Source organism: Psychrobacillus sp. NPDC093180 (assembly GCF_044754065.1).
Classification (GTDB): Bacteria; Bacillota; Bacilli; order Bacillales_A; family Planococcaceae; genus Psychrobacillus.
Genome location: NZ_JBIVOJ010000002.1, coordinates 124,210 through 136,651 on the forward strand (window position 1 = coordinate 124,210; position 12,442 = coordinate 136,651).

Consider the following 12,442-nt stretch of genomic DNA (forward strand, 5'->3'; position numbering starts at 1 on the left):
GGAGTGGAATAAATAATGGAAACAATCGGTTTTATTGGACTATGCAACATGGGATTGCCAATGACAACTAATTTGATCAAGGCTGGCTACACCGTTTATGGAATGGATGTCAAAGAAGAGATACTGCAAAAGTTTACGGAACTTGGAGGTAAAGTTGCGAAGACGAACGCTGAACTTGCCGCACAGACAAAAGTGGTTATGACTAGTCTGCCGACACCTCAAGTGGTGGAAGCGATTTATACAAATCCAGGCGGATTAATCGAGACTGCTGCACCGGGCACTTTATTGATAGACTTCAGTACAGTGGACCCGAAGCTAAACGATGATATTGCGACTCTTGCTAGTAAAAACGGCCTGCATTATTTAGGGGCACCAGTAAGTGGTGGGGTTATCGGAGCAGTTCAAGCTACCTTGACCATTATGGTTGGTGGAACAAAAGAAAATTATGAAAAAGCACTTCCGCTACTAAATGTATTGGGTAAGAATATTTTCTTGCTTGGCGATTCACCGAGTGTCGGCACTCGCATCAAATTGCTGAACAACTTGATGATCGGCTTTTATACAAAAGGTGTCGCAGAAATGCTAGTGCTGGCGGAAAGTGCTGGATTATCACTGGATAAAGTGTATGAAATCTTAAATGTCAGCTATGGACAAAGCAAAATCTACACACGCAATTATGCAGAGTATATGAAAAATGAAGATTACCAGCCAGGGTTCTCCATCGATCTTTTACTAAAAGATATGCGCCTTGCACAGCAAATGGCTGTTCAAGGAGAAGTGAATCTGCCGGTGACCAATCAATTGATAGAGGAATATGAACAAATGTCTCAGGAAGGGTTCGGACATCTAGATATTTCAGCAGCTTATTTATCAGAAGTAAAAACAAATAAGAAGGAGGAAGTACTATGACAACTATACAAGAAGTTCAAAAACTATCCCACTTTATCGGAGGAAAAAAAGTCGAAGGGACAAGCGGCCGTTTTGGCGAAGTTTTCAATCCATCCACTGGAGAAGTAATCGCAGGGGTGCCACTTGCATCAGCTGAAGAAACCAAACAAGCAATCGAGCTTGCAAAAAAAGGTCAGGTAGAATGGCAGGCGAAATCACTCGCTAAAAAGATGGAAGTCGTATTAAATTTCCGCAACTTGCTCTCTTCTCGACAAGATGAATTGGTCGATATTGTTTGCTTAGAAAGTGGTAAAACGAAAGCAGATGCGCTAGGGGAAATTACTCGTGGATTGGAATCAGTGGATTTGGCGTTAAGTGCACCTCATTTAATGAAAGGTGAGTATTCTGTCAATGTAGGCGGGAATATTAATGCTTATTCAACCAAGTCACCTTTGGGAGTCGTAGCAGCAATAGCTCCTTTTAATTTCCCTGTAATGGTTCCTGTTGCAATGACTTCGATGGCAGTTGCAGTAGGAAACTCAGTTATTTTGAAGCCATCTGAAAAAGTGCCGCATTCTGCACTGTTTATCAGTGAACTATGGGCAGAAGCTGGACTACCTGAAGGCGTATGGAGCGTAGTCAATGGAGACAAGGAAGTTGTGGATGAGTTGCTGAAGAATGAAGATGTGAGTGCGATTTCTTTCGTTGGATCTACTCGAATTGCCGAATATGTATATCAAACAGGAACTCAGCATGGTAAGCGCGTTGCAGCATTTGGAGGCGGGAAGAACCATATGATTATCATGCCAGATGCAGATCTTGAGCAGGCTGCCACTGCATTCTTAGGAGCTGCATATGGAGCAGCTTCCCAGCGCTGTATGGCAATCTCGACAGCAATGCCCGTTGGTGAGGAAACAGCAGAGAAATTCGTTTCCATCCTAAATGAAAAAGTAAGAGCGTTAAAAGTTGGTCCATACACAGACGACCAAGTCGATTTTGGTCCAGTCATCTCAAAAGAAGCAAAACAAAACGTGTTGTCCGAAATAAATAATAGTATTGAAGAAGGCGCATCACTGGTTATTGATGGACGCAATCCAGAAATCTGTGAAAGCTCGGAAGGATATTATCTTGGACCAACTTTACTAGATAACGTTACACCAGACATGAAAATCTACAAAGAAGAAGTCTTTGGACCAGCACGCATCGTCGTACGTGTACCGTCACTTGAAGATGCCATCGATTTGGTCAACAAGCACGAATTAGGTAATGGAGTGACGATTTACACAAACAGCGGAGCTGCATCCCGCAAGTTTACTAGCGAAATCGAAGTGGGCATGGTCGGTGTCAACGTACCAATCCCAATCCCAGTTGGTTATTATAATTTTGGCGGTTGGAAACGTTCCAAGTTCGGAGAAGGCCATATGTTTGGACCGGATACAGTTCGATTCTTCACGAAAAACAAAACTATTTCGGAACGCTGGCCAGAAGACCAGTTGGAGCAAGCATCTTTCTCTTTCCCGAGTAATTGATATAGAGAATCCAGGACATTTTGTTGTCCTGGATTTTTTTGTAGATTGCGTCTCCGTGCAAGATAATCTTCTGAAGTCTCTTATCCTTTCTACTTTAACCCTACCAATATGCCACCACTTTTCCTAGGTCATTTTCACTGTTTAAGAGTAATCCTATATAACTTAAATTTGTTTATCCATGCCATTATACTAGATTTTAATTCATAAAATGATTGGCTATTTACATTTGTAGGTCTTAAGGTCTGAGTACATAGACTTCCTATTATTATGTCGTATATAATAGAATAAAGTTAGAATTGAAAGATGGAATAATTGGAAGATATAGTAATATAAGGATGAGGTATTAAAGGATTTAGTACTTTAAATAACTAGTTATATTAGAAAGGGCACATTATGGAAAATTTTGATTTCAAACATTACATTCACTTCTATATAAGAGATTATGAGACATAATTGGCGCAATGGGAGCGATGCAAATCATATCATCATAACTCTGCTTTCTCTGGAATATGGATTTATTACTCTACGACCGATTGTATATAAAACTAGACATCAAGCAGTACAGTAAGTGCGCATTATTACTAGAGGGAGTAGTGGGAATAATGCTTGTCTATTATTGTCACTTGCATAGGAGGTTCATTATATGTTTTTTCTATTTTTAATTTTGTTATCCTGTATTCCCTTATGTATTGGAATTACGATACTTGTTTTATTCAAAAAAAATAATCTATCCAAAATTATCTTTATGTTCCTTTTGTTATCCTCAGTCTGGCAATTAGATGTTGCCTTTTTGTATTCGTCTACTATTTTTAAAGAAGAGACCATTGAAATCTATTTCAAACTCTTTCGATTTGGCTCTATCATGATACCACCCACGATTTTTTATGTAGCGTATATAATTGTTCATGAAATATTGGCAAATGACTTAAAAAAGAAGTGGCGTTTTTGGATAAATCGTACTACCGTTCTATTATTCTATCTGATGGCTTTGGTTGTTTATATAAGCGGATGGAGTAATAAGGGGGTTAGTGGATTAGAAGCTATACATAATGGTTCCACTATATATTACTTTCCTGTTTATGGAGAGCTATCATGGTTGTTTCATTTTAATATTCTTTTATTTGTACTTAGTATGATTCTCTGTTTTTTAATAAGTTTACAAGTAAAAGACAAGAGTATGCGTTCTTTTTTAGTCTATTTTAATATCTTTGCTTTCACTGCATATGCAATAGGAACTTTAAATATGTTCCCAGCGACAAGATTATACCCAAGTTCAATTGCGATTTTACTCTTTGCAATTTCGTTATTGATACTTTCGAGCAGAATGTATCTAGAAATAGTAAACAAGATGAATAAGAAGCTGTCTGAGCAAAAGAATTTTCTGTTTCAAGTGATCGATTTGAACCCAAACTACATTTATGCTCAAGATGAAAATGGTCGATATACTCTAGTCAATCAATCATATGCGCAGTTAATGGGCATGAGAATTCGAGATATGATTGGGAAAACGGACGATGACATTCAGCTAGATACTTGTGTAATAAGACAAAACGTTGATCAAAAGAAGATTATGCTCAAGCACACAGAAAAACTCTTTATAAAAGAGGAAATCGTAACAGCCAAATCAAGAGATGCCATATGGCTACAAACTGTTCAAGTACCGATCAATATTAATGACAGCTCAGGATCACTTGCTGTATCAATGGATATTACCGAACGAAAGAAATATGAAAATGAAATTATGTTCCAAGCCAATCACGATATCCTAACAGGGTTACCGAATAGAAGAATGTTCAATGAGGATTTAACTAACTTTCTTGAAAAAGCTAAGATGGAGAATAGCAAGAATGCGATTATGTTTATTGATTTAGATCGCTTTAAATACATTAATGATACACTCGGACATGATGTGGGTGATCTTTTATTAATCGAAGTTACAAAACGTTTAGAAAACTTACTGAAAAAAAGACATTCTGGTGCTAAAATTTATCGACTTGGAGGCGATGAATTTACTATTTTACTTCCACATCATAATGAGGCGGATAGTGAGACTTTTGCAAAAGAGTTATTAGAACAATTTATAAATGGTTTTTGGGTGGATGGCAGTGATTACATCATTACACCAAGCATTGGAATAAGCATCTTTCCAACTGATGGAGATGACGCTAATACATTGATAAAACATGCAGATATCGCAATGTACCATGTAAAAGAAAGAGGAAAGAATGACTTTCAATTGTTTACACCAGAAATGCATCAGGAACTTTACAGGAAGATGATGATTGAAAAACAATTACGAACCGCATTAGACAATGAAGAATTTGAACTTTATTACCAGCCTATTATAGATTTAAAAAACAATGAAATAGTAGGGATGGAATCTCTAATACGCTGGAATAACGAAACACTTGGACAAGTTCCACCGGATGAATTTATTTCAATAGCGGAAGAGACAGGAATGATTATTCCAATAGGCCACTGGGTAATGAATACTGCAATAGAACAAAATGCTCGTTGGCAAAAGGCAGGTTACAAGCCTTTAACCGTAAGTGTTAATGTATCTGTAAGACAGTTACTCGATCCAACTTTTTTAGTGAAAGTGCAAAATGCTATTGAGAAATATGAACTTCATGCGTCCTATATTGTTTTAGAGATCACAGAGAGTATTGCAATGTATGCAGAGGTCATGATTGAGAAGTTAGATGCCCTAAAAGCGCTTGGTATAAGTCTATCAATGGATGACTTTGGAACAGGATACTCATCGTTTAGCTATCTGACCAAATATCCACTTGATTCATTAAAAATCGATAATTCATTTGTGATTAATATGAGCCAAGACGCTGAGAATAAAGCCATTGTAAAAACAATCATAGCGATAGCTAAGCAACTAGATTTGAAAGTCATTGCGGAAGGTGTAGAAGGAGCAGAAGAATATCAATTTTTGTCAGCGAATTGCTGTGATTATGCACAAGGCTATGGTATTAGCCGTCCACTACCTGCAATGGAGTTTGAAGATAAATGGCTTAAGATGAGTGAAATTGGAGCAAGCTTCTTTCTCATTTCCAAGTAATTGATTTATAGGATCCAGGACATTTATGTGTCCTGGATTTTTTGATGGAAATTTACTTAGAAAGGGGCAAAAGTGTATATGGTCGTTTTTTTGTGGACGTGGCAAAGTCGATAAATTTCTATTTAGATAGACAGATATAAAGTAACTTAGTGTATTCTATTATTAAATGAATTTTCTTGTAAATAGAAGCTATAAAGGGGGAGAGTCGATGACCTGGGAGCAAAATGTGATTAATTCGATTAATGAAGGAGTAATGGTTGTTGACACGGATTTGACCATTACTTTTGCCAATAGAGCAGTCGATTCCATTGGGTTAAATCATGAAAAAATAATCGGGAAAAGTGTGTTTGATGTTTTTCCTAATTTAATAGAAAGCAAAAGTACTTTTCAAGAAGTAATTATTACGGGAAAAGAAATTAGTAGTAATCAGGTAACATTTTTAACTTATAGGGGAGAACGAAAAACGACTTTGACATCTACATATCCTATCATGAAAGATGGAGTTATTATTGGTGCCTATGAAGTATTTCAAGACTTTTCTGCCCTTCAAAATTTGAAGGAACAATTAATAGACTTACAAAAAACTAGGACAGATTATCAAAATAAAATAGATAACAAAATGAATAATTTTGAGGGGAATTTCCATGATTTTATTGGGGAAGAGGAATCCATTTTAAAACTAAAAAACCAAATAAAACTGCTTGCAAACTCTCCATCCCCGATTTTTATATATGGTGAAACGGGGACAGGCAAAGAGGTAATAGTTCAAAACATCCATCATGCTAGCTCGAAAAATATCCCTTTAATCACACAAAACTGTGCTGCTATTCCTGATAATTTATTGGAATCCTATCTTTTCGGTACAGTAAAGGGAGCATATACAGGAGCATTAGATAAAGAAGGACTATTTGAAATAGCGAATGGCGGAATTTTGTTTTTAGATGAAATAAATTCATTGTCAAAAAGTTTACAAGCGAAATTGCTTCGTGTTATTCAAGATCAAAAGGTAAGAAGAGTAGGAGGAACAAAAGAAATTCCAGTAAATGTTCGCATCATTGCAGCGACCAACGTTCATCCAGGAGAATTGCTGTCCAATAAGGAATTTCGAGATGATTTGTATTATCGGCTATGTGTATTGAATATCGAACTTCCTCCATTGAGAAATAGAAAAAGTGATATTCCTCTTCTGATTAATCATTTCATCGCTCACTTTAATGAAAAATTTGGAAAACATATACAAGCTATGTCTAATGAGGCAATGGAATATTTAATGGATTATTCATGGCCAGGAAATATTAGAGAGTTAAAAAATATGATAGAGCGATTACTCAACATGGTACAAACAGATTTTATTGAAAGGAAGGATATACAGCTGACTGACTATCTTCAATTGCTATCCACAAATGGAGATAACAATAATGTACGAGAGAATTATCATAAAGTAAGCTTTAAGGAAGAAATAGAGAAAAAAGAAAGACAGCTTATTATGGAAGCATTACAACAATCGGCCGGGAATATATCGCAAGCTGCTAGAAGTTTAGATATACCACAACAAACATTAAGTAATAAAATAAAACGATACAGATTGGAATCGCATATCCATAAAATAAAATTACTCAAATATGAGTAATTACTCAATATTTAATAAAAAATTGAGTAAAACTGATTTACTAACACTGATGAATATTCATTATCAGTGTTTTTATTTTTGGCACGCTTCTTGCAATATATTAAGCAAACAGAAAAAGGAGAGAATGATAATGAAAAAATATGAATACTCAATCTTACCAGAATATGCTCCACTATATCCAAAGCTACCATATCGTTATGAGGAATATGAGAAAGTGAGTGTTTATTGTCGAGGAGATAGAGAAAAAATGCAGAGACTTTTACCTAAAGAGTTTACTGTGACAGATGATGTTTTTGAAGTTTTTCTATTAAGAAATAACAAAATTGAAGGGTTGGATAATTACAATGAAGGGGGTTTAATCATTCCATGTTCATACAAAGACATAAACGGAGCTTGTATGTCTTTTGAATATGTAGACACAGACGATGCTTTATGTGCAGGAAGAGAGATTTGGGGTTATCCAAAAAAAATAGGAGAAATTGAATTTAATGTGGACGGTGGCAAAGTTTCCGGTAGTGTTAGCCGTAAAGGTAAGAAAATAATTGATGTAACGTTTGAAGAAACCGGAGAAGCATTCGAACAACCAAATTTGTTTCCAAGACTTCAAGTGAAAAGATTTCCCCATGTAGAACATGAAGGAACACATTTGAATACCATTTTGAAAAATGAATTTTATGATGCAGTAACAAAAAAGCAAGTTACAGGAAAAGCAACATTAAACTGGGAAGAATCATTGGACGATCCATTAGCATCATTAGGGGATGTAGAAGTAGTGGGTGCTATTTACTTCGTTGGGGGCTATACACTTTCTTATGGAAAAGTAATTGATGAACTTTAAGAAATAAATTACAGGGGGAAAGTAAATGGAGAATGCGGGTTTAGTTTGGTTTTTGTATGTTATCGTTCCTGTCATAGGATTTATTTCTACATTTATTCTTGCAAGTCGTGCACAGAAAAAAGGTGATGCAAAATGATGCTTACAGTTTTTGTTGTTTACTTAGCTGTTGTTTTTGTCATCGGGATTATGGCTGAAAGACGTATGAGTAAGAGTGAAGAAGGTTATTTTCTAGGAGATCGAAATTTTGGACCATGGGCGACAGCAATTAGTGCGGGTGCTACAGATACGAGTGGATGGATCTTTATAGGAGCAGCTGGGTATGCATATACTGCTGGGATTTCAACGATGTGGATGCTGCCAGGGTTTATTGTAGGTTATCTAATTAACTGGTTTGCTGTAGCTCCCCGTCTTCGTAAAGAAGGCGAGGAACTCGGTGCGTTAAGCTTAGTAGATTTCTTTAGTTTGAAGTTAAAAGATCGTACGAATATGATTAAGATTGTAGCAAGTATTATCGTCATTATTTTCTTTACTGCTTATTTAGCATCTCAATTGACAGCAGCAGGGAAAGCACTGAATTCTATTGTAGATTTTGATTATAGCTGGGGATTAGTTTTATCGGCGGTGTTTGTATTAGGTTATTCAGTTTTTGGCGGATATAATTCTGCAGTGTTGACGGATCTTTTCCAAGGATTGCTCATGCTAGCAGTACTATTATTATTCCCAGCCTATATGATTTTCTTTGAATTTGGCGGTCCAGTGGAGTTCTTTCATATTCTATATACACTTGATCCAATTTTACTTTCATATGCAGGAGGGGCAACAGGCGCCGCTGCTTTTGGAATTATTGTCGGGTTGGTCGGATTTGGGTTAGGAGAACCTGGACAACCGCATATTGTTCAACGTTTCTTATCAGCAAAAGACGATAAAACGGTTAGACAGGCCTCTTTAATCGCAATGTTTTGGGTTGTTGTTGTAATGATGGGTTCAAATTTACTCGGTCTTATTGGAAGAATATTAATACCTGATTTAGCAGATGCAGAATATGTATTTCCAACTTTGGTAGGGGATACAATGCATCCAATTATTGCTGGAGTTGTAATTGGAGCTATTTTTGCAGCTATTCAATCCACTTTTTCTTCTCAATTAATGACCGTTACACAATCTTTTGCTAGTGATCTATTAAAAGTAATAACAAAGAGAACATATACAAATGAACAAATGATTAAAATTAGTCGTATCACTATGTTAGTTTTCGGTACTATCGCTACAGGAATTGCATTAATGGATATACAAGCAGTATTTGAACTTGTGCTATATGCTTGGGCAGGACTCGCTGCGAGCTTTGGAACGGTATTGCTATTAGTTTTATATACAAATTTGGTAACGAAATGGGGAGCTGTTTGGGGGATGATCACAGGTACTGTGGTGACTATGGTTTGGATTAATACACCTTGGGTCGCTTATATGTATGAACTTATCCCAGCAGCAATAATATCTGTTATTGTCATTTTAGTTGTGAGTAAATTTACAAAAGAAAAAGAAATAATGTAAAGGAGGTTATACTGTGTCAGTAAAATCGTATAATACACCAGCGCATGCACCAATGTTTCCAGATCCTTTTGTACCATATGAAAGTAAAGATTATGTGTCATTATACGCTGTTGTAGAATTGAACGAAGAAGAAGTCCGTCGAATTCTTTCGTTTACACCATATGAATATGTGAGTAATAAAGCAGTAATCTCCATAACAGACTATAGCAAATGCAATAAGGTGTCTTATATGGATGCTGCTATTGTAATTCCGGTTACCTTTGAAGGGAAATCTGGTGGATATTATATTTATGAATATGAAAACAATGACGCAGCAATAGCTGCAGGGAGAGAACTTTGGGGATATCCGAAAAAGTATGCAAAAATTACATTGACAGAGAAAAATGATTTATTTAGGGGGAAAGTCGAAAAAGATGGCAAAGTGTTTTTAGAATTAATCGGCGAGAAGACCGCTGACCTACCAATATTGGAGGAACCAAAAACGACACCACACTTACTTATAAAAACTATCCCTCACCCGGGCGGAGAGCCTTCGACTAAACAAATTATCGAAAGAGATACAAATCCCGACTTTGTACTGAAGGAGAAGTTTGCAGTTGCTACACAAGTAAATATCCAATCGACTGAAAGAGAACCGCTAGAATTATTAAAGCCTATGAAAATTCTAGGTGGTGGGGTTATTAAGGGCGACTTCTATGCAACCGAAGAAAATGGGTGGGGAAAAATTATTGCTGAATATAAGTGAGTATAGATACTTATTCATTAGCCAGCGATATCCCGTTTTATGGATGATAAAAAATAATATTTTTAATACGACACAACTGAGGTTTTCCATGAGTTCATTGAACTTATGGGAAGCCTCTTTTTCATCTCTTTTGTTACATGATTAAAAATAGTCATAAGTGCACTCATGAACAAATATACTGCTTATTATAATCGACAGTCGACAGAAAAATTTTTAGCTCAATTGTTTATTAAACATAATATGAATTGGAGAATCGAGGATGAATAAGAAAACTTTACAGAAAGCAGAGCCTTACTACTTGCAACTTCAGCAGACAATAAAAGAAAGAATTTGGAGCGGGTTCTATAAACCAGGAGAACGTTTGTATGAAGCTCAACTTGCAAAGCATTTTAAGGTTAGTAGGAGTCCTGTTCGTGAAGCAATCCGCACATTGATTAATGAAGGACTGCTAACCATGGGTAGTAATTCTCAAATCACGGTGTATGAACCTTCTTTACAGGATGTTCGGGATATCTATGAATGTCGCATAGCACTTGAATCTATTGCAGTTGCTCTTACGGCTGAACAGGCAACAGATGAACAGTTGGAGGAATTGGAAGAAACACTGCGAGAAACGCAAGAAGCTATTAAGAAGGAGGAAAAGGAAAGAATTGTAGAATGTAATGTACGTTTTCATGAACTGATTATCGAAATCAGCGGAAATTTACGATTGAAAAAGATTGTCGAGGATCTTCATTCATTAACCTATTATTATAGACTTCTCAATACTAAAGGAGTGCAACGTGCTACCACTATATTGAAAGATCATTCGGACATATTGGATGCAATTAAAGAAAAAAATGCGATAAAAGCTTCGAAAAGATTAGAGAAACATACGCAGGAAGACCTTCAGAATTTAATACGTTCTTTAAGTATCGAAATGATATAGAGGCGCTTCTAAAAAAGAAGTACTGCTTACTTGATAAAAGTGCGAGATAAGGCGTTTATAAAATTTATATGGAGGTAGCCAAAAGTGTAACTAATCTATGGGTGCAATTTTCAAAGGAATTTAGTGCAAAGTTATAATACCAATCTAAAAAAGGAGTTGTATAAACAGGATGAAAAATTATGAAATTGCTGTAATAGCAGGAGATGGAATAGGAAAAGAGGTTGTTCCTGCATCATTGAAAGTATTGGAAGCGGTTGCAGAAATTCATGGTGGACTGAATTTCAAATACAAAGAGTTTCCCTGGAGTTCCGAGTATTACGTAGAGCATGGGAAGATGATGCCAGATGATGGGTTGGATATACTTAAGAATTTCGATGCGATTTTTCTTGGGGCAATTGGTAACCCTGACCTTGTACCTGATCATGTCTCTTTATGGGGTCTGTTAATAAAAATTAGAAGAGAATTTGAACAGCAGATTAATATCCGTCCCGCAAAATATTTTAAAGGACTAAGGTCCCCTTTGGTCAATCCTAATGACTTCGATTTGATTGTCGTAAGAGAGAACAGTGAAGGCGAATATAGCGAAGTGGGTGGCAAGATTCATAAAGGCGAAGAAGAAATAGCGATTCAAAATGCAGTGTTTACAAGAAAAGGAACAGAACGTGCGATGCGTTATGCATTCGAACTGGCTAAAAAAAGGAGAGGACATCTATCATCTGCAACAAAATCGAACGGAATCGTTCATTCAATGCCATTTTGGGATAGTGTTTTCAATGAGGTAAAGAAGGATTACCCAGAGGTAAAGACCGCATCATATCACATTGATGCTTTGTCCGCTTTTTTTGTGACACGTCCGCAGGAGTTTGACGTTATAGTGGCCAGTAATCTTTTTGGCGATATCCTGACAGATATCAGTGGTGCAATCATGGGAAGTATCGGGATTGCGCCAGCAGCTAATATTAACCTTAATGGTAAATATCCTTCTATGTTTGAACCGGTGCATGGATCAGCTCCCGATATTTTTGGAAAAGGTATTGCTAATCCGATTGGTCAAATCTGGACTGCCAAAATGATGCTGGATCACTTTGGCGAGCAAGAATTGGGTCAAAAACTTCTTGAAACCGTCGAAGAGGTTACAAATGATGGGATTAAAACAGGAGATATTGGTGGTTCATTCACTACAGTTGAGGTTGCTGATGAAATTTGCAACCGATTGAAAAAACTGGCTTCCGTGTAAATTAGTTTTTTTCCATAAATAGATTT

Annotated in this window: 9 protein-coding genes; all 9 read left to right on the top strand. The window is 36.5% G+C overall.

Annotated features, from left to right (window positions below; all coding sequences use genetic code 11):
• Nucleotides 1-15: 15 nt before the first annotated feature.
• The 9 genes from ACIP9W_RS03770 (at nt 16) to ACIP9W_RS03810 (ending at nt 12,416) form a co-directional block, all read left to right on the top strand.
• Nucleotides 16-909 (top strand): NAD(P)-dependent oxidoreductase, encoded by an 894-nt coding sequence (locus ACIP9W_RS03770; RefSeq protein WP_400786190.1) that lies wholly within the window; start codon nt 16-18, stop codon nt 907-909.
• Nucleotides 906-2,417, top strand: a complete 1,512-nt coding sequence (locus ACIP9W_RS03775) for a CoA-acylating methylmalonate-semialdehyde dehydrogenase (RefSeq protein ID WP_400786192.1) — start codon at nt 906-908, stop codon at nt 2,415-2,417. The genes ACIP9W_RS03770 and ACIP9W_RS03775 overlap by 4 nt, the downstream gene beginning before the upstream one ends.
• Before the next feature lie 643 nt (nt 2,418-3,060).
• Nucleotides 3,061-5,487 (top strand): sensor domain-containing protein, encoded by a 2,427-nt coding sequence (locus ACIP9W_RS03780; RefSeq protein ID WP_400786195.1) that lies wholly within the window; start codon nt 3,061-3,063, stop codon nt 5,485-5,487.
• A 208-nt stretch (nt 5,488-5,695) separates the two neighbouring features.
• On the top strand, nt 5,696-7,117 hold the full coding sequence (locus ACIP9W_RS03785; RefSeq protein WP_400786197.1) for a sigma-54 interaction domain-containing protein: 1,422 nt from the start codon (nt 5,696-5,698) through the stop codon (nt 7,115-7,117).
• Between the two features lie 130 nt (nt 7,118-7,247).
• A complete protein-coding gene (locus tag ACIP9W_RS03790) occupies nt 7,248-7,955 on the top strand; it encodes an acetoacetate decarboxylase family protein (RefSeq protein WP_400786199.1) in 708 nt (235 codons plus the stop codon).
• Nucleotides 7,956-8,087: 132 nt separating this feature from the next.
• Entirely contained in the window at nt 8,088-9,506 is a 1,419-nt protein-coding gene (locus ACIP9W_RS03795) for a sodium/proline symporter (RefSeq protein WP_400786201.1), read from the top strand.
• 13 nt (nt 9,507-9,519) lie between these two features.
• Complete coding sequence (locus ACIP9W_RS03800; protein ID WP_400786203.1) at nt 9,520-10,251, top strand: acetoacetate decarboxylase family protein; 732 nt, start codon at nt 9,520-9,522, stop codon at nt 10,249-10,251.
• 259 nt (nt 10,252-10,510) lie between these two features.
• On the top strand, nt 10,511-11,179 hold the full coding sequence (locus ACIP9W_RS03805) for a GntR family transcriptional regulator (protein ID WP_400786205.1): 669 nt from the start codon (nt 10,511-10,513) through the stop codon (nt 11,177-11,179).
• Nucleotides 11,180-11,348: 169 nt separating this feature from the next.
• Complete coding sequence (locus ACIP9W_RS03810; RefSeq protein ID WP_400786207.1) at nt 11,349-12,416, top strand: tartrate dehydrogenase; 1,068 nt, start codon at nt 11,349-11,351, stop codon at nt 12,414-12,416.
• Nucleotides 12,417-12,442 lie beyond the last annotated feature (26 nt).

What these genes read in the sequence shown, in the direction of transcription:
- ACIP9W_RS03775 (WP_400786192.1), top strand. Translation starts at nt 906, where the DNA reads ATGACAACTATACAAGAAGTTCAAAAACTATCCCACTTTATCGGAGGA.
- ACIP9W_RS03785 (WP_400786197.1), top strand. Translation starts at nt 5,696, where the DNA reads ATGACCTGGGAGCAAAATGTGATTAATTCGATTAATGAAGGAGTAATG.
- ACIP9W_RS03780 (WP_400786195.1), top strand. Translation starts at nt 3,061, where the DNA reads ATGTTTTTTCTATTTTTAATTTTGTTATCCTGTATTCCCTTATGTATT.
- ACIP9W_RS03770 (WP_400786190.1), top strand. Translation starts at nt 16, where the DNA reads ATGGAAACAATCGGTTTTATTGGACTATGCAACATGGGATTGCCAATG.
- ACIP9W_RS03805 (WP_400786205.1), top strand. Translation starts at nt 10,511, where the DNA reads ATGAATAAGAAAACTTTACAGAAAGCAGAGCCTTACTACTTGCAACTT.
- ACIP9W_RS03795 (WP_400786201.1), top strand. Translation starts at nt 8,088, where the DNA reads ATGATGCTTACAGTTTTTGTTGTTTACTTAGCTGTTGTTTTTGTCATC.
- ACIP9W_RS03790 (WP_400786199.1), top strand. Translation starts at nt 7,248, where the DNA reads ATGAAAAAATATGAATACTCAATCTTACCAGAATATGCTCCACTATAT.
- ACIP9W_RS03810 (WP_400786207.1), top strand. Translation starts at nt 11,349, where the DNA reads ATGAAAAATTATGAAATTGCTGTAATAGCAGGAGATGGAATAGGAAAA.